The organism is Actinocorallia sp. B10E7, assembly GCF_039871655.1.
GTDB lineage: Bacteria > Actinomycetota > Actinomycetes > Streptosporangiales > Streptosporangiaceae > Actinocorallia.
Map to the genome: position 1 here is coordinate 80,795 of NZ_JBDPLZ010000003.1, position 21,254 is coordinate 102,048.

Consider the following 21,254-nt stretch of genomic DNA (forward strand, 5'->3'; position numbering starts at 1 on the left):
CAGAGCTTGACGACTGGGAAGATCACCGACGAAGGGGTGGCGCGGCTGCGCTCCCGCATCGGCGTTCCGCAGCTTTACCCGGCTCCGCCGCACTACCGGCGCCCCGGCGAGGACGCCTTCCGGCACATCGCCTGGGCCTACGGCGACGACAACCCGCTGTGGTCGGACCCGGCCTACGCTGCGGGCACCCGATGGAAGGGCTCCATCGCCCCGCCCGCCCTGGTCGGCGGCGACAGCCTGATCGGCGAGGACACCCTCACCGAGGAGGAACTGGCCCGCCAGCCCGAGCTCAAGGGCGACCCGCTGCGCGGAGTGCACGCCTTCTACGCGGCCAGTGAACGCGAGTGGTGGGCCCCGCTGACCCCCGGCCACCGGGTCTTCCGGCGGACCGCCCTGGTCGGCGTGGTGGACAAGCCCAGCGAGTTCGGCGGCCGGGGCGTCCAGGAGTGGACGGCTCAGGCCTTCCAGGCCGACGACGGCACCCTTCTCGGCGCTCAGTACCGCATGATGTACCGCACCGAGCGGGAGAAGGCCCGCGCCCGCAAGAAGTACGACGACGTCGCCATCGAGCCCTGGACCGAGGAGCGCATCGCCGAACTCGACGCCCAGTACGAGGCGGAGAAGCCGCGGGGTGCCGAGCCGCGCTGGTGGGAGGACGTTGAGGAGGGCCAGAAGATCAGCCCCCTGGTGAAGGGGCCGCTGACCGTCACCGACATGGTCTGCTGGCACGTCGGCATGGGCATGGGCATGTACAACGTGGCCCCGCTGCGGCTGGCCCACCACAACCGCAAACGCGTCCCGCGCTTCTACCACCGCGACGAGTTGGGCGTCCCGGACGCGATGCAGCGCGTGCACTGGGACCCGGCGTTCGCCCGCAAGTCCGGCAACCCCACGACGTTCGACTACGGCCGGATGCGCGAGACCTGGCTGATCCACGCCTGCACCGATTGGATGGGCGACGACGCCTGGCTGTGGCGGCTCCGCGTGGAGTTCCGCAAGTTCAACTACGTCGGCGACGTCCAGTGGGTCGAGGGCGAGGTCGTCCGCAAGTACCTCGCCGAAGGCGACCGCCCCGCCGTGGACCTGGAGCTGCGCACCCGCAATCAGCGCGGCGAGGTCACCTCCCCGGCATCGGCGACCGTGCTGCTGCCCAGCCGGGAACACGGCCCGGTCCACCTGCCCGACCCGCCCGGCTCCGCCACCACCCTGGAGGCGGCGTTCGACGCGACCATCGACCGGTTCGCGCGGGAGCGCTGATGGACGAGAACGAACTGAGGCTGCTGCGCGAGTCCGTCCGCGAGGCGCTCACCGCCCTGTCGCCCTCCTCGGAGGTTCGCGCCCGGATGGCGAGCGAGGACGGCTGGGACCGTGCGACGTGGCTGCGGCTGTGCCGCGAGCTGGGCCTGGCCGGTTTCATGGTGCCCGAGGAGTACGGAGGCGGCGGGTTCTCCGCAGTGGAGCTCGGCGCGGTGTTCGAGGAGGCCGGACGCACCCTGCTGTGCGCTCCGTTGCTGGCCACCGCCGGACTGGCCGTCCCTCTGCTGCTCGCCCTCGGTGACGCCGAGGCGCACAAGCGCTACCTGCCCGGTTTGTGCGACGGCTCCCTCATCGTCACGGTGGCCACGACCGACACCTCCGGCCGTTCGCTGGTCGAAGTCGGTGCGGTGAAGATCGGGCACCGGGACGGTACGCCTGTTCTATCGGGAGCCGTCGGTTTCGTGGTGGACGGCGCGGCGGCCGATGTGGTCCTGGTGCCCGTCCGCACCGAAGAGGGCACGGCCGTCTACGCCGTGGCCGCGGACGCTCCGGGCGTCACCGTGACCCCGCTGACGACCCTCGACCAGACCCGCAGACAGGCCAGGATCTCCTTTCAGGACGCTCCCGCGACCCGGCTGGGTGAGGGCGACGCGACCGGAGCGATGAAGAAAGCCCTCGACATCGCCCGCGCCATGCTCGCCGCCGAACAGGCCGGCGGCGCGGCCGTCTGTCTGGAGATGGCCGTCGAGTACGGCAAGACCCGCGTGCAGTTCGGCCGCCCCATCGGCAGCTTCCAGGCCTTCAAGCAGAAGGCGGCGAGCCTGCTCATCCAGGTCGAGTCAGCACGAAGTGCAGCAGAAGCCGCGGCGCAGGCCGCCGCGGTCGCCCTCGACCCCCACGCCGCGGTCCGGCTGCCGGGACTGCCAGACCTGGCGGTGGTGGCGTCGGTGGCGCGGATCTCCTGCTCGGAGGCCTACGTCGCCGTCGCCGCCGAGAACATCCAGCTCCACGGCGGCATCGGCTTCACCTGGGAGCACGACGCCCACCTCTACTTCAAACGGGCCTGGACCAGCCGGGAACTCCTCGGCCGCCCCGAGGAGCACACCGAACGGCTCGCCGCGCTGCTCACCGAAAGGGGCCTGATGTGAACGGACCGGGGCGCGGCCCCGAGAACGGGGGCCTCGCGGCCTTCCTGCTGGACCACGACGATCCCGCCGACACCCCCGTCCTGCACTGGAAGGACGGTTCGCGCACCCGAGGCGAACTCGTCCAGGCGGTGAAGACACTGGCCGGGCATCTCGGACCGGTGGCCGGACTGCCCGTCGCCTGCCTGGTGGACGACGGGGTGCGCGCGATCACTGCGATGTTCGCGACCTGGCTGGCCGGAGGCGTCTACGTCCCCGTCAACGCCCGGCTCACCGACACCGAAGTGCGCGCCCAACTCCTCGCCCAGCGGCCGGCGCTGGTCGTCGCCGGACCGGAGCAGGCCGGTCGGGTGCCGGAGGGAATCGGCGTGCTGGCGGAGGAGACTCCCGGCCGCTGGACCGCCCTCCGCCCGGCCGCCGAGCCGCAGGAGCGCCGGTTCGGCGAGGACGAGGCGCTGATCATGCGGACGTCCGGCACCACCGGGGACTCCAAGCCCGTCGTGCTGAGCCACAAGGGCGTCCGCGACGGCATCGACACCGTCATCGCCAAGCTGCGCGGCGGCAAGGCGAAGGGCGACGGCCGACCGCCGATGCCCAACCTCATCCCCACCTCGCAGGCGCTGTGGGCGGGCTCCTGGAACGCGCTGTTCTCCTTCCGGCTCGGCGCGCCCGTGGTGCTCTTGGACCGCTTCGACCCGGTCGACTACGCCGAGCTGGTGCGGCGCTTCGAGCTCAGGTCCACGATCCTGGCGCCCGCGATGATGACGATGCTGCTGGAGGACCCCCGGGTGGAGGACCTGGGAAAGCTGAAGTTCGTCCGCTCGGTGACCGCGCCCCTCGTCCCCGACCAGGCACGGCGCTTCCGGGACCGGTTCGGCGTCGGCGTGCTGAACTCCTACGGCCAGACCGAGCTGGGCGGCGAGGTCGTCGGCTGGACCGCCTCGGACACCCGGGAGTTCGGCGAGAGCAAGCTGGGCGCGGTCGGCCGCGCCCATCCGGGCGTCGAGATCCGCGTCCTCGACTCCGAGCACCACGAGCCCCCGCCGGACGAGGTCGGTGAGATCTGGATCCGCTCGCCGTTCGCCAACGAGGCGGATCTTCCCGCCGACCGGGTCGTCGACGGCTTCCTGCGCACCGGAGACCTGGGCCGTCTGGACGCCGACGGCTTCCTGTGGATCGAAGGCCGGGTCTCGGACATGGTCAACCGGGGCGGACTCAAGATCGTCCCGCAGGAGGTGGAGGCCGCGCTGCGCCGCCACCCGGCGGTCGCCGACGCCTGCGTCGCCGGGGTGCCGGACGCCCGCCTGGGCGAGGTGCCCGTGGCCTGGGTGCGGGTCGCCGCAGGGAAGGAGCGGCCGGAAGAGGCGGCCTTGCTCGCCTTCCTCCGCGAGGACCTCGCGGGTTACAAGGTGCCGGTGGCGGTGCGCTTCGTGGCCGACTTCCCCCGCACGGAGATAGGCAAGGTGCTCCGACGCGCACTCGTCGCGAGCCTCGACGGATCCCCCGAAGAATCCAAGGAAACGGAGAGTCGATGAGCTACCAGACCCTGGAGGTCTCCCGCCGGGGCCGCGTCGGCTGGCTGGTGTTCAACCGGCCGGAGGTCCGCAACGCGATGAACAACGCGATGCGGGACGAACTCCGCCGGGCCTGGACGGAGCTGGCGCAGGACCCGGAGGTCCGGGTCATCGTCAACGCCGCCAACGGGAAGTCCTTCCAGACCGGCGCGGACGTGATGGAGCTGGCCACCGACGGCATCGGAATGGAGCGCTACCGCGAGTCGGTGGAGGCATGGGACCTGGGCTTCACCAGCTGGCAGCTCGGCATCGACAAACCGGTCATCGCCGCGGTGAACGGGGTGTGCGCCGGAGGCGGCCTGCACTTCGTGGCCGACGCCGACATCGTCCTGGCCGCCTCGGACGCGTCCTTCACCGACCCGCATGTCTCCGTCGGGCAGGTCAGCGCGATCGAGACCATCGCGCTGATGCGCAAGATGCCCGCCGAGGCCGTCTTCCGGATGGCGCTCGTCGGCAGGTACGAGCGGATGGGCGCGGCGCGGGCGCTGGAACTCGGCCTGGTCAGCGAGGTCGTCGACCCGCCGGAGCGGCTGCACGAGGCAGCGCAGGAACTCGCCGAGAAGATCGCCCGCAACTCGCCCGCCGCCCTCGCGGCGACCAAGCGCGCCCTGTGGGGTGCGCTGGAGCACGGCCTCACCGACGCGTGCCGGGCGGGCGCGGCGGAGCTGACCGGCCTGTGGGGCCACCCGGACCAGGCCGAGGGCCCCGCCGCCTTCGCCGAGAAGCGCGAACCGCGCTGGAAGACCGACTGACCGGACGCGTGAGCTCCTACAGCCCGCCGAACTCCGGCGCACGACGCTCCACGAAGGCCTTCATGCCCTCGCGGAAGTCGGGGCTGCGGGAGCTCAATTCCATCGCGTACGCCTCGTCGCCGAGGTGCCGGCGCAGATCGTGGTCCGGGGCCGAGGCCAGCAGGCTCTTGGTGAGGCCCAGCGCCACGGTCGGACCGGCCGCCAGCCCGGCCGCCAGCGCCTCGGCGGCTTCGGCCACCTCGTCGGAGGGGACGGCCTTGTACGCGATGCCCCACTCGGCGGCCTCGACGCCGTCGAACCTGCGGTCGAGCATGAGCAGCTCGCGGGCCCGTGCCGCGCCCACGACCCGGGGGAGCAGCCAGGTGCTGCCGGAGTCGGGGGTGAAGCCGCGGCGCAGGAACGGGTACCAGAAGACGGCGTCCTCGGCGGCGACGGTGAAGTCCGAGGCCAGCGCGAGCTGGGCCCCGATCCCGACGGCCCAGCCGCGCACCGCGCACACCACGGGCAGCTGGATCTCCAGCAGCAGCGGGATCAGCCGGTTGGCCTGGACGGGCATGCGCCGCTGGATGCTGCCGGTCCGGGGCCGTGCCGCGTCCTCGCCCCGCTTGTTGCGTCCGATGATGTCGAAGCCGCTGCAGAAGTCGTCGCCCGCCCCGGTGAGCAGGATCGCCCGCAGCCCGTCGTCGGTGGAGGCCGCCTCGAGGGTCCTGATCAGCCCTTCCATGGACGTGTCGTCGAGCGCGTTGCGCCGTCCCGGCCGGTTCAGGACGAGCCGGAGCACTCCGGTGTCGTCGGTCTCGACGTCCAGGCCTGGCACCGATGCGTGACGGGTCATGGGCTCTCCTCCAAGACTGTTCGTAGTTTTAATATAATAAATAATTTCTCTCCAGGAGGGCTCCCATGTCCCACGCCGAAGGAACCCGGCTGCTGTCCGGACTGCGCGTGGTCGAGTGCTCGATGCTCGGCCCCGGCGCGGTCTCCACCCCGCTCGCCGACCTCGGCGCCGACGTGATCAAGGTCGAGCCGCCGTCCGGCGACTACATCCGCTCGATGAGCTGGCCCATCATCCAGGGGAACTCGCTCCTGCACCTGCACATCAGCCGCGGAAAGCGCAGTATCGTCCTGGACCTGCGCACCGAGGCGGGCCAGGAGACCTTCCTGGAACTGGTCGCCAAAGCCGACGTCGTCGTCGAGGCGATGCGCCCCGGCGGCCTGGACCGCCGCGGCCTCGGCTACGCCAGGCTCCGCGAGGTCAACCCCGAGGTCGTCATGTTCACCATCTCCGGCTACGGCATGACCGGCCCCTACCGCGACCTGCCCAGCCACGGCATCGCCTACGACGCCTGGGCCGGCACCGTCGCGCCCGTCCCCGGACCCGGCGGCCTGCCCTCGATCCCCGACCACACGTCCATCGGCATCACCGCCGGCCCGCTCTTCGGCACCGCCGCCGTCCTCGCCGCCGTCCTGCGCGCCCGCGAGACCGGCCAGGGCTGCCACCTGGAAGTCGCCCAGTCCGACGCCGCCGCCGCCTTCGACTGGCTGCGCAGCGAGGGCCACCGCGCCTACACCCGCCCCGAGACCGAGGTGACGGGCAACCCCACCGACGGCTTCGAGCGCCGCCCGCCCGGCACCGGAGGAATGGACGAGGGCGTCCGCTACCAGTTCTACGCCTCCAAGGACGGCCACGTCATCTTCATGGCCTCCGAGCGCAAGTTCTGGCGGAACTTCTGTGAGGCCGTCGGCCGCGTGGATCTCTTCGAGGCCGCCCCGGGAGAGGAACTCGCGGACCACGCACGCGGCGATCTGGCGTTGCGCCACGAGCTGGCCGCCGTCTTCGCCACCCGCACCACCGCCGAATGGGTCGAGTTCGGTCTGGCCCATGACGTCCCCCTCGGCCCGGTCAACACCCCCGAGACCATCGCGGCCGACCCCCAGTTCGCCGACCGCATGCCCTGGCAGAGCGCCGACCGCCTCGTCGCCGACCAGCTCCCCTTCCCCGTCCGCGTCGTCGGCGAAGCACCTCCCGCGGCCCCTCGCCCCGCTCCCGCGGCCGGCGAGCACACCGAAGAGATCCTCCGCGACGTTCTCGGCTACGACGACTCCCAGGTGGCCGCCCTCCGCGTCTCCGGCGCCTTCGGCGCCTGACTCTATTGCGGATGCCCGGCCGTCGGCCATTTCGGCAGGAAAATGGTGCCGGCCCGGGTCATCGGATTTGTTCCGGTCGTTTCTGCCGGGAGATTTTCCGGCGGTTCTCCTGGTGTTCTGTGGTTTGGTCTTTGGGTTTTGCTCTCTGATTACCGGGGTGGATGATCGGCTGATCGGCCGATGGGTACCGACAGTTCGTCGAGCGAGTTTCATTGCTCCGAACAGGAATTTCCGGATATCGGACGTGTAATTCGACAAAGCGTCGGGTGCCATGTTCGCGGAATGCCCTTATCCGTGAAAGACGAGAATCACCGACATATCAGGAGAACGAATGCGGGTCTTTCGTCGCGGCGTCACTTCGGCCGCGGCCCTCGGCCTCGTCGTCACACTGACGGGGACCGCGGCTTCCGCCCGTCCCGACGGTGCGGGGGCGCCCCGCGAGGGAGTGTGCGCCGCGCCCAGTGCGGCGAGCCCAGCGGAGATCATCAAGCGGGCGGAGGCCTGCTCCCACGAGCCGGGGCGGCGGAAGGCCGTGCCGACGACCGAGAAGGCCGTCGCGATGGCCGTCAGGAACGCGATCCGCGCCGAGGCGCGGGTCTGCGGACCGCCCTATGTCCTGGGGGATTGGCGGCTGGGTCCCGCGCGTCTCCCGCGCAAGGGGTATTTCGGGTATCTGCTGCGTGGTTACAACCGCTATGGCAAACTTCCGCCCTCGCGTTTCCTGTACCAGTACTGGGACGAGAACAAGACCCCGTCTCCTGACTGGCGGTATCCGCCGGATGACGGATTCGCCCGTCAGCTCCGAGACATCAACAGCCGTCTGGCGCGATACAAGACGACGCTTCGCGTCGGCCAATATCTCGACCGTTTCGGTTCGGAGAACGGCAGGTTCCTCTCACCCGCAGGGGCGTCGTTCGGGTCCCGCGCGCTGCCGCCGAGCAACCTCAACACGCGCGACGACGACCGGGCTCACCTGTGCGGCTACCACCTGTACCGCGTCACCCGGAGCTTCTTCGTAGACGCTGGACCGGCCATACCGGCGTTCCAGCAGCCGGGCAAGGGGCTGCAGTACGTCCTCACACGCTCCTACATCTCCGACCCGACGGCGCCCGACCCGCTCACCACGAAGTGGCTCGCGGACAACGGGTATCTGGAGCGGGTCTACTGACAGGGTGGACCGTCACGACCTTGAGGCGGCGCTGACCCGCGCAGGCCTGCGAGAGTACGAGATCGAGGGCGTGCACGAGCTCGCCCGACGGCCCGGCGACCTCCTCTACCTCAGGAGAGAAGAGGGGAGCTGGGCCGTCGGGCTCCGCGAGCGCGGCGAGTACACCACGATGCGTCGCTTCACCGACGAGGGCGAGGCGTGCCGCTTCTTCTACGACCTCGTCACCTCCTCGGTGCCGCCCCCGCCGCCGGGCGAACACCCGGCCATCGAGGACCCCGGCCTGATCGAGCGGCTGGAGCAGTGGCAGCAGATCGCATGGGAGGAATACCGGAAGGCCCGTCGCGCCGATGGGACGGAAGACGGCGACCCTCCACCACCGACGCGTCGATGAACGAACGCGCACCGCCCATGCGCACTATTGAGCTTTCCGCTCCAGGTCTCCGGATTACTGTGCCCACAAGCGAAAGGGGTCCGGTGACCGAGGTGATTCTGCGGTGAACAGACGCTCCTGGCCGGTGATCATCATTGGTGGAGGGCCGGCGGCCACGCTTCAGGTGCAGCGTTTCCTGGCCGCGGGCGCCGCCCCCGAGGACCTGCTCGTCATCGGTGAGAACTGGGGGGCGCCGGGGATGGCGTTCCTCGGCAGTTCCCGGCTCCAGTCCTACGCGCACGAACTCGAACTGGAGGCCGGGGCGCTGCCGCCGCTCACGAGCCCCGGTTTCGTCCAGCCGACGGGGACCGAGTTCGATCAGTACGCGCAGAGCGTCCTGCGCAGATCGGGCGCCGTTCGCTGCCAAGGGACCGTGACGGACCTGCGCGAGGGGCCCGAGGGGTTCGACGTGTCGGTGCGCGGCTCCGTCGGAGTGCTGGACTTCCGGACGTCCTGCGTGATCCTCGCGACCGGTACCAGGCCCAGGCAGCCGCCGGAGTGGTTGCGGCGGGCGGGGGCGCGGACCTACGACCAGGCCTATGTCGACGTCCAGTCCGGAAGGACGGACGACTACCGGAACCGGCCGGTGTTCGTGGTCGGCAGCGGCAACTCCGCCATGCAGACGGCTTCGCTGCTCGCTTCCGTCAGCGGCTCCGTGACCGTGCTCGCCATCAGGTACCTCGGGATGTACCCGAGCGAGACCCTGGACAGGTTCGCGTGGCGGGCCCCCTCCCAGCTCACCTGTGAACTGGTGGTCAAGAGCAGTCACCGCGAGCGGGTCTGCGACGGCGGCCGGATGTGCGTGCGTTTCCTGGTCTACCGCGGCATCGAGCCGTTCGGGGACCGGATGAGGATCGATATCAGGTCGGCCGACAACGGGCACCAGATAGGCCGCCATTCCCGTCCGTCGCTGCACCCCCACGTTCCCGCGGTCGTCTCCGAGGACGGATGGCGCGAGGAATGGCCGCTGGAGTCCTCGACGGTCGTGTGGGCGACGGGATGCGAACCCGTGTACCCGGATTCCGAGCTGATCCGGTCCCTGCCCAAGGACGAGGACGGCTACCTGTGGACGGACGCCGACGGACAGACCGGCCACTCCGGGCTGTTCGTGACCGGGGCGTGCGCGGGACGCAGGGCCGTGAACGAGATGGTCCCCGCACAGATCGCGGTGCCCTGACGTGGGCGGCGTACAGCTCCTCGCCGATTCGCCTCTCCGCACGCACGCCGGACCGGCCATGGCCGCGCTCGCGGGCTACTGCGTGACGACGGCCGTCTCGGCGACCTGGGTCTCCTTCTCCTTCACGGGGATCAGCGGGCCCGCGCTGACCTTCGTCACGTTCGTCCTGGCCCAGGCCGTCTACACCGCCAGAGCCGGGAGAGGCGTCAAGACGGCGTGGCGGTTCGCGGTGGCGCACCGCGGGCAGGTGCTGCTGCTCAACGTTCTGACACTGGCCAGCTGGCTCTTCATGTTCATGGCGCTGCAGCGCATCGAGGCGTCCGTGGAGTCGGCGGTGTACCAGGGGTCCGTCGCCCTCGTCGGGTTCCTCGTCGCCGGTCTCGTGGCGGGTGAGCGGTTCAGCCTGGCCGTCCGCGTGGGCGCGCTCGCGGCGGGGGCCGCGCTGGTGCTGCTCATCGCCGTGCGCGTCGTGTCGACGGCGGACACTCCGTCGGCGAATCCCTCCGTCGGGACGGGCATCGTCCTCGCGCTCGTGGCAGGGACGACGGGCGGCTTCTACATCTTCTGCTCCTCGCGGCTCCACAGGGATACGGGGGTCTCGGCCAACACGGTCCTTTGTTCGCGCTTCCTGCTCCTCCTGGCGGTGACCGGAGCCTTCAGCGCGCATGAGGTCCTCGGCCTGCTCGCGTCCGACCCGGTGGTGATCGGGCGTCTCCTGGCGCTGTCGGTCGTCTTCGTGGTCCTGCCGACCTTCCTGCTCCAGTACGCGATAGCCCACCTGCCCTCGGTGCGGGTCTCGGCGGCGACACCGCTGGTCCCGGTCATCGCGCTCGGCGCCGAGTACGCGGTCCAGCCCTGGGGGAGCGCCGCCGCGCCGGCCATCGTGGTCGCGGCCTCCGCGGCTCTGATCTTCACCAACACGGCACTGGCGCGCGGTCCGCGCGCGACCACCTGAGAAGGGAACACCCATGCAGGACACCGCGATCGTCGACAAGATCAAGCAGATGGTGGAGGACTCGGGGATCAACGACAACGAGTTCTACCGCACCTTCAAGAAGGAGCCGCTGCCGCTCGAGACGGTGAAGGAGGTGTTCCAGCAGTACTACCTCTACATCCGGACCTTTCCCCAGATCCTGTCGGGGCTGGCCCCCCGGGTGGACGACGAGCTCATCCGGCTGAAGCTCTCCCGCACCGTGGTCTCGGAGCTGGGCGACGGCCGCGGCGACCCCCACTACGTGATGTTCGAGAAGGCGCTCGCGGGGATCGGCGTCGAGCTGGAGGACTACCGGACGGTCGAGCACGAGCCGGAGGCCGAGGCGCTGGTCGCGAGTCTGCGCCGCCTCTTCCTGGAGGAGTCGCCCAACTACGCGATCGGCGCGCACTACGTCATCGAGGAGTTCGGCTTCCCCATGATCGTGAACCTCTACGAGGGGTTCAGGCTCTACAGCGGGTGGGAGCACGAGGACTACAACTACTTCTACCTGCACATCCTCATCGAGGCCAACCACGTCGACTGGATCCAGGAGGCCCTGCTGGCCGCGGCGACGGACGACGCCTCCCGCGAGGAGCTCATCAAGGGCGCGTCCGAGGTGCTCGACGCCCTGAACGCGTTCTGGGCGGGGCTGAACCGCATCGCGACCCGGCAGCCCGTCGGCGCGCTCTGACCGGCCGGGAGGAAGGCGGCTGCCGCCGGTCGGCAGCCGCCGTGTTCGAAGGTGGAGGCCGGTGGCCATGCGCGCCGCGGACGTCATCCAGATCTACCAGTCGATGTCCGCGCTGGCCGGTGAGCTGGGCGCGGTCAACCTCGCCCAGGGCGTTCCCGAGCCGGTCCACGACGCCGAGTGGCGCTCGGCGATCGTCGCGGAATTGCCCGGAGCACATTTCCAGTACACCCAGACCAGGGGCATCCCGGTGCTGCGAGAAACGATCGCCTCGCTCTACCGGTGCGACGCCGAGGGCGTCTTCGTGACCTCGGGGTGCACCGAGTCGCTCGCGGCCGCGCTCCTCGGCCTCGCGGATCTGGGACGTGACGCGGTGGTCTGGCTGGAGCCGTTCTACTCCTACTATCCGGGGTTGGCCCGGATCGCCGGAATGGAGCAGTACGCCGTTCCGGTGGACCTCTCGGGGAAGACGGCACGGCTGGACCACGAACGGCTCCGGGAGGTCCTGGCGCCGCTGGGGGAGCGGGCGGTCCTGCTGCTCAACACCCCGCACAACCCGTCGGGCCTGACCTTGGACGAGGAGTCCTGGCAGGAGGTCATCGGCCTGGCCGAGGCGACGGGCTGCTTCCTGCTCCTCGACGACTCCTACCGGGACTTCCGGTACGGGGCGGCGCCGGCGCCCTATGCGCGGCTCCTCGGCACCGGACGGGCCGCGATCGCCGGCGCGGCCTCGAAGTCCTTCGCCGCGACGGGCATCCGCATCGGCTGGCTCCTCTCCCCGAAGGAGCTCGACCCCTACGCGGAGAGCGCCCACATGCACCTGTCGAACTGCGCCCCGGACCACGTCCAGCGCGCGGCGGCCAGGGTCCTTTCGACGGTCACCCGGGACCGGCTCGACCGCACCGCCGCCCGGTACCGGGAGAAACGCGACCTGCTGCTGGACGCCCTGTCCGCCGCCGGGCTGGACGCCGTGGTCCCGGACGGCGGCCATTTCGTCATGACGCGTCATCCCCGCGACGGCCGGACCGGCACCGACCTGGCACTGGAGCTCGCGCACTCCGCGGGCGTGGTGCCGCTTCCCCTCGACACCTTCTACACCACGGCGCCGGAGCGGCCCCGGCTGAGGTTCTCCTTCGCGGTGAGCGGGGACGACCTGGCCCTGGCCTGCCGCCGCCTGGCCGGACGGGAGCGAACCCGATGAAGACCACCACACTGGGACACAACGATTTCGTTTGCGAGCTCCTCGACGTCGACTGCGGTTCCACGACCCCCGCCGAGAGGGCGCGGATCAAGGAACTGCTGTTCGAGCACCGCGTCCTGGTGATCCGGGGGCAGAGCCTCTCACCGGAGGCCTACCTGGGGTTCATGAAGTCCATGGGTGCCCCCGTCCGTCATGTCCTGCAGGACCTCACCGTGCCGGGCTTCCCGGACGTCCTGAAGATCTCGGATCATGTGCTGCCGGACGGCACCCCGACCGGCGTCCTCGACGGCGGCGCCTACTGGCACAGCGACATGTCCTACCTGCCCGCCCTCGGCATCGCCACGTCGCTCTACGCGGTCCGCGCCTGCGAACGCTCGGGAGGCACCGGCTTCCTCGACCTGACCCGGGGCCTGCGCCTCATCGAAGAGGACGCCGAGCTCCTGCGGCTGCTCGGCTGCCGGAACCCGCGAGACGTCCTCGAAGTCGAGGTCGTGCACAGGTTCGGCAACCGGCACGCGCTGCGCGACGAATCCGCCCCGGACCAGAAGCTGTCGGACCGGCAGCACCGGACCCTGACCGGAAGCCGCCACCGGCTGGTGGAACGGCATCCGGTCACCGGGGCGGCGAGCCTCTTCGCCACCTCGGGAAGCGCCATGGAGATCGCGGGCATCGACGAGGAACGCTCCACCCTGGCCCTGGACCTGCTGGAGAAGACGCTGCTGGCCGCGCTCGAGGTGTACACCCACCGCTACGAACCCGGAGATCTGGTGATCTGGGACAACATGAGCACCCTGCACCAGGGGGTCGGAGTCAGTCCCACCATCGAGGTCGAGGAGAGCCGCCTGCTCCACCGGATCAACGTGAACTACACCGAGGAGAACCGATGAAGACAGGGCTCGTGCTCATCTCCCAGGCGTACCTGGGATTCGCGACCGAGCGGACGCTCGAGCGGGCCGCCTCCCAGGCCCGCCTCTCGATCGTCCTCCACGCGGACGAGGCCCTCCACCCGAAGCTCGCCCCGTACGTCTCCGAGGTCCACCGCCTCACCGGAAGGACGCTCCGCAACCTCCAGCCCGCCTTCGACGTGGACGAGCTGACGGAGGTCGTCGGGTACGAGATCGCCGCGGCGGGCGGCGACCCCGCGCGGGTCGCGCTCCTGTGCCAGCAGGAGGACAACGTGCTGCCCACCGCGCACGTCCGCCGGCGCACGGGGATCGTCGGGGACGGTCCGGAGCTCGTCGAGCGGTTCCGCGACAAGGTGCTCATGAAGCGGGCGCTCGCCGAGCGGATGCCCTGGGCCCTGCCCCGGTACCGGGGCTTCTCGACCGCCCGGGCCGTCGCCGACCCCGAGGGCTACCACAGGGAGCTGACGGCCGAGCTCGGCGCGGACACACTGATCGTCAAGCCGACCGCGGCCGCGGGAAGCCTCAACGTCGCGGTCGTCTCCGACGCCCGCGACCTCGCCGAGGCCGCGGAGCGGATCCGGTCCGACGAGCGCGAGTTCGAGTACGAGGTGGACGAGCTGATCGAAGGGACGATGTACCAGTGCGACTCCTTCGTCCGCGACGGCAGGGTCGTCTTCTCGGGGATCCTCGAACTGGGCTGCTCGAATTTCGACTTCGTGCAGGGCAGGCCGCTGTCGGTCTACCCGGTGACCGACGAGGAGCTCTACCGGCGGCTCTTCGAGTTCAACCAGGACGTGGTCTCCGCACTGGGATTCCGTGACGGCTCCACCCACCACGAGCTCTTCGTCCGCCGCGACGGCGAAGGAGAACTCAGGCTGACGTTCCTGGAGATAGCGGCACGGGTCCCGGGCGGGCTCGGAGTGCCCTTCCACGAGCGCAACAGCGGAATCAACCTGATCGACGCGAACATCCTGCTGACTCTGGGCGACCCGCTGGCCGACACGGTCCGAGGGGAAAGGCGGAACAACGTGGTCTCCGCCCTCCTGCCCGTCGGGCGCGGAAGGATCGTCTCGCTGAACCAGCCGGACATCACGAGCGGCTACTCGATCGACTGGCGGGTCGGCGTGGGCGACGTCGTCGACTCCCGGTCGCTCATCGACAACGCGGGGATCCTGACGTTCGCCAACGACGACCCCGTGGTGCTGCGCGAGGACTTCGAGAAGCTGCAGAGCTACGTGCCGGTCGTCTGCGAGTGACCGCGGGCCGGGACGGCCGCCACGGCCGGCCCGAGCAGGACCGAGGCGAGGGCGAAGAGGCCGCCGAGGGCGAGCCAGCCGACGGTCCCCTGCCCGATGACGCCGACGGTGACGACCGCGGGGCCGATCATGTACTGGGCGCTCGTGCCGAGGCTGAAGGTCGAAAGGTACTCGGCGCGGGAGTCCTCCGGGGCGAGCGTGTAGGAGAGCGACCAGCCCCCGACCGCCTGGAACAGCTCGCCCACGGTCAGCAGGACGACCGCGCCGACCAGGAGCACGACGGCCATGGCGCGGCCGGGCAGGGCCGCGAGGGCGTAGAGCCCGCAACTGGCGGCGAGCGCGGCCCCGGCGCGGCGCAGCGCGCGCAGCCCGCCCTCCACGGACTCGGTGTCGGCGGTGAACCTCACCTGGAGCAGGACCACCAGGACGGTGTTGACGATCAGCAGCGGCCCGGAGACCGACCGCGGCGCGTCGGTGTGCTCGATGGCCCACAGCGGCGTCGCGATGAACAGGACGGACATGTGCAGGGACACGACCCCGTTGAGCGCCGCGACCCTCAGGTAGGCGAGGTCCCGCAGCGAGGCCAGCCTCGTTCCGCTCAGCCTGCCGGGCGCGCCCGCGGGGTCGGCCGCGTCCATGCCCCTGAGCATGAGCGAGGCGAGGACGAACGTCAGGGCGTTGCCCAGGAAGATCGCGATGAACGCCTCACGTGAGCCGACGGCGAGCGCCACGGTCGCCAGGCCGGCGCCTACGGTGTACCCGACGTTGTACATGACCCGGAGCTTGGCCATCAGCCGCACCCGTCGGCCGGGGCCGACGACCCGCTCCACCACGGCCTGGTAGAGCGGGTTGCAGGTCTGGTCGCCCACGGCCAGCAGCGCGGAGATGACGACGAACTCCCACAGGCTGTCGGTGAACGCGTAGGCGCAGAAACCCGCGGCCCGCGTGAGATTCATGATCATCAAGGTGCGGCGGGGGCCGACGCGGTCGGCGATCCAGCCGACTCTGGCCAGGGACAGGAATCCGACGAGACCCGCCAGGGAAAGGCCGAGTCCCACCTGGCCGGTGCCGAGCCCGGCGAATTTGGTGAAGTAAAGGATTCCGCCCGCCAGATACAGGCCGGAGCCGACCGAATCGATCAGGCTGACCGCCTGGAGACGCCATTCGGTACCGCCCGGGGCCTTGATGTGATCATCGGTCTTCACCAGGTCAAGCTAAGTCGCGGCTCTCCCTCGGAGATGCTCAGAAATGAGCATCTTTGTGGAATTCGGCTCTCTACTCTGACGTTCGCCCGAAACCGCGTGAGTATCGAGGGAGCCCGCATGGAAGCGCTGGTCCAGGCACAGGGCGTCGCCAAGACCCTGCTGGAGGACGCGGCCCTCGTCGACCACCAGGCGTGCTTTCCCGTCCGCGGCCTGGAGGCGCTCAGGGAGAGCGAACTCATGGGCCTCCTGGTCCCCGAGCGGTACGGAGGGCTCGGCCTCGGGCTCGCGGAGTTCGCGGCCGTCGCGCGGGAACTGTCGGGGGCCTGCCTGTCCACGGGCCTGATCTGGGCGATGCACCAGCAGCAGGTCACCGCGATTTCGAGCGCCGGCGAGGAGTCCCTGAAGGACCGGCTACTGCCGAGGGTAGCGGCGGGCGGCGTCTATCTGGCCTCGGTCACCTCGGAGCGGGGCAAGGGCGGCCACCTGCTGAGCGCCCGGCAGGCGGTCGTCCAGGACGAGCGCGGGCTCCTGGTGGAGCGGGACGCGCCCGTCGTCACCGGGGTGTCCGCCGCCGACGGTTTCCTGATCACCATGCGCTCGGGGCCGGACGCCCCCGAGTCGTCGGTCAGCCTGGTCTACGTGGACCGCGCCCAGGCGGAGATCGAGATCACGGGGACCTGGGATCCGATGGGAATGAGGGCGACCGACAGCAGGGCGGCCGTGATCCGGGCCGTGGTCCCGTCCGACCAGGTCGTCGGAGGCCCCGGCGGATTCCGGGAGATCGCCCTCCACCCGTTCGTCACGGCGGGGCACATCGGCTGGGCGGCCTGCTGGCTCGGCGCCGCCCACGCTCTGTTCCGCAGGTTCGTCGCCATGCTGAGGTCCCCCAAGCACCGCAAGGGGTTCGCTCTCGGAGAGGACCTGTTCGGGGTGCGCCTGGCCCGGGTGCGGCTGCTCCTCGACACCGTCTCCGCCTACCTGGCGAGGGTCCTGCAGGAGGCCGAGGAACTCGACAGGACGGGCCGTGACCCGGAGGACCCCGCGTTCCAGCTGCACGTCAACGGGCTGAAGGTCATCGCGTCCGAGCAGCTGCACGAGGCGGTGGACCAGCTGATGACCCTCGTCGGCCTGCGCCACGGCTACCTGCGGAACCCGGATTTCCCGCTGGAGCGGGTGTTCCGCGACCTGCGCTCGGCCTCGATGAACTACGCCAACGACCGGCTCCTCGTCGCCAACGGCTGGCTCGCGGCGCTGGACCGCGAAGTCGTCCTCCTCTGACGGGAACCGAGCAGTTCAGGAGATCAGCATGAGCGGTATGACCACGACCGACCGGGCTCTCGAAGTGGTGTTGCGCCAGTTCGGACAGGAACTCAAGCTGGCCGCGGACGATCCGGCGCTCACCCCGGAGGAGCCCCTGGTGTCCGGACGGCTCGGATTCTCCTCCTTCTCCTTCGTCCGGGCGGTCATCGCCATCGAGGACGAGGTGGAGGTCGAGCTCGCCGACGAGGTCTTCGACACCGTGCACAGGTGCGGGACCATAGGCGACGTCATCGGCGTGGTGGCCCGGGCGCTCGGCGGAGGCGAGCGATGAGCGTTCCGGACAGCTGGTACAACCTCCTCGCCGACTTCCCGCTCGAACTCCCGGACGACCTTCCCTCCCCGCACGCCGCGGGAGGGCTGCGGCCGCAGCTGCCGGCCGCGCTGATCCGGCAGGAGATGTCGCGCGCCCGCGAGATCTCGATTCCGGGCGAGGTCATGGACCGCTACCTGCGGTGGAGGCCGACGCCGCTGAGACGGGCGAGCGCGTTGGAGGCCGCCCTCGACACCCCGGCCCGGATCTACTTCAAGTACGAGGGCGACAACCTTTCCGGAAGCCACAAGCTCAACACCGCGATCCCTCAGGCCTTCTACTACGCCAAGGCGGGCGCGAAGCGGTTGTCGACCGGCACCGGCGCCGGACAGTGGGGGACGGCCCTCGCGCTGGCGGGCGGCATGTTCGGGCTGGAGACCGTCGCGTTCATGACCCGCAGCAGTTACGACTCCAAGCCCTACCGCCGGGTCATCATGGAGATGCTCGGCTGCCGGGTCGAGCCGGTGGAGGGCAATCTCGCCGACGCGCTCGCCGCGGCCCTGGGGGAGACCAGGAACGCCGAGGGCACGCGGTTCGCCACCGGCAGCGGCGAAGGCTACTCGCTGCTGCACCAGACGGTGATCGGGCAGGAGGCGGCGAGCCAGCTCTCGGACCTGGGGGAGAGGCCCGACGTGGTCATCGCCTCGCTCGGGGCGGGCAGCAACTTCGGTGGCATCGCCTTTCCGTTCCTCGGCGCCGCGCGCCGCTCCGGCGGCGGAGTGCGGGCCGTCGCGGTGGAGCCCGCCGCCTGCCCCAAACTCACCCGGGGCCGGTACCGCTACGACTTCACCGACGCCTCCCGGGCCACGCCGCTGCAGAAGATGTTCACGCTCGGATCGGGGTTCGCGACCCCGCCGATCCACGCCGGAGGGCTGCGCTACCACGCCACCGCGAAGATCATCAGTGCGCTCCGCGCGGAGGGCGCCATCGAGGCGGCCGCCTACACGCAGAAGGAGGTCTTCGGGAGCGCGGTGGAGTTCGCGCGGCTCGAGGGCGTCCTGCCCGCGCCCGAGGCCGCCCACGCCGTGCACGGCGCGATCCGCGAGGCGATCGCCTGCCGGGAGGAGGGGGTGGGCCGGACCATCCTCTTCTGTCTCAGCGGACACGGCATGTACGACCTGGCCGCCTATGACGAGTTCCAGTCCGGCCGGCTGGACGACGTGGTCCCCTCGGACGAGGAGATCGAACGGTCGCTGGCGCTCCTCCCCGAGGTGGTCGCGTGAGGACCGTCCTGATCGAAGGGTCGGGCAGGGCCCTGGTGCGGGCGCTCGCACGGGAGCACCGGGCCGCCGGAGCGCGCGTCCTGCCGGAGTGGCCGGAGGAAGGGGCCCCGGACGGGCCCGACGAGGTGTGGTTCGTTCCACTCGGTCCCCAGGTGACCGATCCCGGCCGGGTCCTGCGCGAGGACAGAGAGCACATGGAACTCCTGCTCGAACGGTGTGCCGGGCATGGCTCCCGGTTCGTCTACGTCGCTCCCGATCCGGGAGGCGACGGCGTCCGTGAGACCGAGGCCCGCCTGCGTGAGCGCCTCACCCGCGCGGGCGTGGATCTGACGGTCCTGCGGGCGGGGCCGGTGCTGTCCTGCGACGGGCCGCCCGCTGGTCTCGCGCTCCTCGACGACGCGGTGCGCTGGATCTGCTCCTACGTGAGGGAACGGGCCGAGGACCATCTGAAGACCTGGCCGCTCAGGGTGCTCGGGTCGCCCGACGCCGTGTACGAGGTCGCCTGGGCCGACGAGACGGCACGTCGGCTGGTGTCCGCCCAGCAGGGCGACGGAACGGCCCGGGTCCTTCCCCTGCCGACCGTCCTGTCCCTGCTGGGCAAGGCGCTGGACTGCCGGATCGTGCTCACCCGGGATCCCGCGGACCTCACCGCGATCGACCGGTTGCTGGCCTCGCGCCTCGGCGCGTCACTGCCTACGGCCGGGCCTTCCCGGCCCTCCGCGCCCGCCGATGAGGAGCGCCTCTACCGCCATTTCCGCTCTCCGCGAGCGGCACGGCCACCCGCGGAGTCGGTCGCCGATGGAACGCCCGTGGTCATCGTGAACGCGCTGGGCCAGGGGCCGGGCTACTGGTCGAGGCTGCGGTCGCTGCTCGGCCGGCGGCGCCGGACCGTTCTGTTCTCGCCGCGCGGGGCCGGTCTGGAGGAGCACCTGGCCGAGCTGGAGGATTTCCTCGACGCGGAGGGGATCGGTGCCGCGCACCTGGTCGGCTGGTGCACCGGCGCGAAGACCGTCCTCGCCCACCGGGCCCGCCGGCCCGGCTCCGTCCGGTCGATCACGCTGCTCAACCCGGCGTTCCGGCATCCCGGGCGCCCCGCCGAGCTCGACAGCCCTTACGAACAGCGGCTCGACTCGGTGGCCGACCTGCTGGCACGCGACCCCCGCCGCGCGGGACGCGTGCTCAGGATCCTGGCGGGCGGGCTGTTCGAGGAACGCACCGAGGACGATGAGCACAGGGCCGCCGAACGGGTCCTGGCCACCCCGCACCCCGGGCTCGAGCCGGAGCGCAGGCTTCCCTTCGCCGACGAGGACGCCCTCCTCCTCTACGCCGCGCAGCTCAAGGAGTTCTGGACGCATGACGCCCTCGGCCCGTCCGGAGGGACCGAGGCGCCGATGCTGGTGATCGCCGGCACCCTGGACGAGATCGTGACCCTCGGGGGCATCCGGGAGGCGGCCGGAAGCCTTCCCGGCGCGCGGCTCGTCGAGCTGGAGTCCGCGACCCACTACGCCATGTTCGAACGGGCGGAGGAGGTCGCGGCTCTCATCGAAGAGCTGACGACGACGCCTGGAGCGCCTGCCACAGGCGACCGGGAGTGCTGAGGGCCTCGGCGGTGAGCCTGCTGTCGGGGATCTGCACGCCGAACTCGTCCTCGAGGTCCACCACCAGCGAGACCGCGGCCATCGAGTCCAGGCCGTAGTCGCGCAGCGGCGAGTCGGGGCCGAGCCGCACGTCGGCCGGAAGGAATCTGAGGTGTCCTCGCACGATGGCCAGGAACGTCTCGTTCATTCGGGGTCACCCCGCTCTTCAGATGGGCTGGCGTGCCCGGGTGGACAGAAAGGCGCGCAGGTGGGCCTGCCGGAGGACCAGGTAGGAGTCCCGCGAGACGTGGATCAGCCCCTCTTGCTGGAACTGCTTGAGGAACAGGCCGATCCTGGACCGGGTGGTGCCGACCATCTGGGCGAGTTCCTCGTGGGTGAAGCGGTTGGTGATGATGGTGCGGTCGCCGCGCCTGATGCCGAGCCGCTCCGCCAGCATCAGCAGGATCGCCGCGAGCCTCTGCATGCTGTCGACGGTGATGAGCAGCGTGATCGTCTCCTGCTGCTCCTGCAGCCGCTTGACCTGGTAGCAGGACCAGTCGGCGGAGATCTCAGGGCTGGACACGATCTCCATGAACCGGGAGCGGGGGATCCGCTTGAGCAGGACGTCCGTCATGGCCGTCGCCGTCTCCCTGCGGTACGGACCGATCAGGCACGAGTCGCCGAAGATCTCGTCATGTGAATAAATGCCGAGTATGCAGGACTTGCCTCCTTCGGAAAAGGTATGTGCTTTGACCGTTCCATGTTCGATCAAATAGACGTGTGAGTCTTTTTGGCCGAGTGTGTAGATGCAGGACTTCGCGGCTATCTCCCGGGTCTCCGCCTCGCTCCGGAGTCGCTCGCGGAGGAGGAAGGCGAGTCGTGTCGAGACCTCGCGAGCGGAAGCGGGTGCGTGCACAACCCTCACTGTGGTGACTGCCTTTCGGATCG

Annotated in this window: 21 protein-coding genes; 17 read left to right on the forward strand and 4 right to left on the reverse strand. The window is 70.4% G+C overall.

The window, feature by feature from the left end:
* Nucleotides 1-6: 6 nt before the first annotated feature.
* The 4 genes from ABGB12_RS10180 to ABGB12_RS10195 are packed head-to-tail and all read left to right on the forward strand — an operon-like array spanning nt 7 to nt 4,728.
* Nucleotides 7-1,257 (forward strand): MaoC family dehydratase N-terminal domain-containing protein, encoded by a 1,251-nt coding sequence (locus tag ABGB12_RS10180; RefSeq protein WP_347676320.1) that lies wholly within the window; start codon nt 7-9, stop codon nt 1,255-1,257.
* Nucleotides 1,257-2,405: an acyl-CoA dehydrogenase family protein gene (locus tag ABGB12_RS10185; RefSeq protein WP_347676322.1), complete on the forward strand. Its 1,149-nt coding sequence runs from the start codon at nt 1,257-1,259 to the stop codon at nt 2,403-2,405. The genes ABGB12_RS10180 and ABGB12_RS10185 overlap by 1 nt, the downstream gene beginning before the upstream one ends.
* Nucleotides 2,402-3,937: a class I adenylate-forming enzyme family protein gene (locus ABGB12_RS10190; protein ID WP_347676324.1), complete on the forward strand. Its 1,536-nt coding sequence runs from the start codon at nt 2,402-2,404 to the stop codon at nt 3,935-3,937. The genes ABGB12_RS10185 and ABGB12_RS10190 overlap by 4 nt, the downstream gene beginning before the upstream one ends.
* Nucleotides 3,934-4,728: an enoyl-CoA hydratase/isomerase family protein gene (locus ABGB12_RS10195; protein WP_347676326.1), complete on the forward strand. Its 795-nt coding sequence runs from the start codon at nt 3,934-3,936 to the stop codon at nt 4,726-4,728. The genes ABGB12_RS10190 and ABGB12_RS10195 overlap by 4 nt, the downstream gene beginning before the upstream one ends.
* 16 nt (nt 4,729-4,744) lie before the next feature.
* On the opposite strand, the gene ABGB12_RS10200 is transcribed toward ABGB12_RS10195, so the two are convergent.
* Entirely contained in the window at nt 4,745-5,563 is an 819-nt protein-coding gene (locus ABGB12_RS10200) for an enoyl-CoA hydratase-related protein (protein ID WP_347676328.1), read from the reverse strand.
* A gap of 65 nt (nt 5,564-5,628) precedes the next feature.
* On the opposite strand from ABGB12_RS10200, the gene ABGB12_RS10205 reads away from it, so the two are divergent.
* The 9 genes from ABGB12_RS10205 (at nt 5,629) to ABGB12_RS10245 (ending at nt 14,671) form a co-directional block, all read left to right on the forward strand.
* Nucleotides 5,629-6,873: a CoA transferase gene (locus ABGB12_RS10205; protein ID WP_347676330.1), complete on the forward strand. Its 1,245-nt coding sequence runs from the start codon at nt 5,629-5,631 to the stop codon at nt 6,871-6,873.
* A gap of 331 nt (nt 6,874-7,204) precedes the next feature.
* Complete coding sequence (locus tag ABGB12_RS10210; RefSeq protein ID WP_347676332.1) at nt 7,205-8,041, forward strand: TNT domain-containing protein; 837 nt, start codon at nt 7,205-7,207, stop codon at nt 8,039-8,041.
* A 4-nt stretch (nt 8,042-8,045) separates the two neighbouring features.
* The gene (locus ABGB12_RS10215) at nt 8,046-8,432 is read left to right on the forward strand and encodes a hypothetical protein (protein WP_347676334.1); all 387 of its coding nucleotides are present in this window, start codon (nt 8,046-8,048) and stop codon (nt 8,430-8,432) included.
* 103 nt (nt 8,433-8,535) lie between these two features.
* Nucleotides 8,536-9,648, forward strand: a complete 1,113-nt coding sequence (locus ABGB12_RS10220) for an FAD-dependent oxidoreductase (RefSeq protein WP_347676336.1) — start codon at nt 8,536-8,538, stop codon at nt 9,646-9,648.
* A 1-nt stretch (nt 9,649) separates the two neighbouring features.
* On the forward strand, nt 9,650-10,603 hold the full coding sequence (locus tag ABGB12_RS10225) for a hypothetical protein (protein ID WP_347676338.1): 954 nt from the start codon (nt 9,650-9,652) through the stop codon (nt 10,601-10,603).
* Between the two features lie 13 nt (nt 10,604-10,616).
* Entirely contained in the window at nt 10,617-11,312 is a 696-nt protein-coding gene (locus ABGB12_RS10230; protein ID WP_347676340.1) for an iron-containing redox enzyme family protein, read from the forward strand.
* Between the two features lie 67 nt (nt 11,313-11,379).
* Nucleotides 11,380-12,510, forward strand: a complete 1,131-nt coding sequence (locus tag ABGB12_RS10235) for a pyridoxal phosphate-dependent aminotransferase (protein ID WP_347677695.1) — start codon at nt 11,380-11,382, stop codon at nt 12,508-12,510.
* Nucleotides 12,507-13,397: a TauD/TfdA family dioxygenase gene (locus tag ABGB12_RS10240; RefSeq protein WP_347676342.1), complete on the forward strand. Its 891-nt coding sequence runs from the start codon at nt 12,507-12,509 to the stop codon at nt 13,395-13,397. The genes ABGB12_RS10235 and ABGB12_RS10240 overlap by 4 nt, the downstream gene beginning before the upstream one ends.
* Nucleotides 13,394-14,671 (forward strand): ATP-grasp domain-containing protein, encoded by a 1,278-nt coding sequence (locus ABGB12_RS10245; protein ID WP_347676343.1) that lies wholly within the window; start codon nt 13,394-13,396, stop codon nt 14,669-14,671. Before ABGB12_RS10240 ends, ABGB12_RS10245 begins: the two co-directional genes overlap by 4 nt.
* On the opposite strand, the gene ABGB12_RS10250 is transcribed toward ABGB12_RS10245, so the two are convergent.
* Entirely contained in the window at nt 14,647-15,876 is a 1,230-nt protein-coding gene (locus ABGB12_RS10250) for an MFS transporter (protein ID WP_347676345.1), read from the reverse strand. The two genes, ABGB12_RS10245 and ABGB12_RS10250, sit on opposite strands and share 25 nt — an antisense overlap.
* 117 nt (nt 15,877-15,993) lie before the next feature.
* Between ABGB12_RS10250 and ABGB12_RS10255 the strand changes: the two genes are divergently transcribed.
* The 4 genes from ABGB12_RS10255 to ABGB12_RS10270 are packed head-to-tail and all read left to right on the forward strand — an operon-like array spanning nt 15,994 to nt 20,327.
* Nucleotides 15,994-17,154 (forward strand): acyl-CoA dehydrogenase family protein, encoded by a 1,161-nt coding sequence (locus tag ABGB12_RS10255; protein ID WP_347676347.1) that lies wholly within the window; start codon nt 15,994-15,996, stop codon nt 17,152-17,154.
* 28 nt (nt 17,155-17,182) lie between these two features.
* Nucleotides 17,183-17,467, forward strand: a complete 285-nt coding sequence (locus ABGB12_RS10260) for an acyl carrier protein (RefSeq protein WP_347676349.1) — start codon at nt 17,183-17,185, stop codon at nt 17,465-17,467.
* Nucleotides 17,464-18,729: a TrpB-like pyridoxal phosphate-dependent enzyme gene (locus ABGB12_RS10265; protein ID WP_347676351.1), complete on the forward strand. Its 1,266-nt coding sequence runs from the start codon at nt 17,464-17,466 to the stop codon at nt 18,727-18,729. Before ABGB12_RS10260 ends, ABGB12_RS10265 begins: the two co-directional genes overlap by 4 nt.
* Nucleotides 18,726-20,327, forward strand: a complete 1,602-nt coding sequence (locus ABGB12_RS10270) for an alpha/beta hydrolase (protein ID WP_347676353.1) — start codon at nt 18,726-18,728, stop codon at nt 20,325-20,327. The genes ABGB12_RS10265 and ABGB12_RS10270 overlap by 4 nt, the downstream gene beginning before the upstream one ends.
* Here ABGB12_RS10270 and ABGB12_RS10275 read toward each other — a convergent pair.
* Nucleotides 20,269-20,514 carry an acyl carrier protein gene (locus ABGB12_RS10275; RefSeq protein ID WP_347676355.1) on the reverse strand — a complete coding sequence of 82 codons (246 nt, stop codon included), beginning with the start codon at nt 20,512-20,514 and terminating at the stop codon, nt 20,269-20,271. The genes ABGB12_RS10270 and ABGB12_RS10275 overlap by 59 nt on opposite strands.
* Nucleotides 20,515-20,532: 18 nt before the next feature.
* Nucleotides 20,533-21,231 carry a Crp/Fnr family transcriptional regulator gene (locus ABGB12_RS10280; protein WP_347676357.1) on the reverse strand — a complete coding sequence of 233 codons (699 nt, stop codon included), beginning with the start codon at nt 21,229-21,231 and terminating at the stop codon, nt 20,533-20,535.
* Nucleotides 21,232-21,254: the final 23 nt, after the last annotated feature.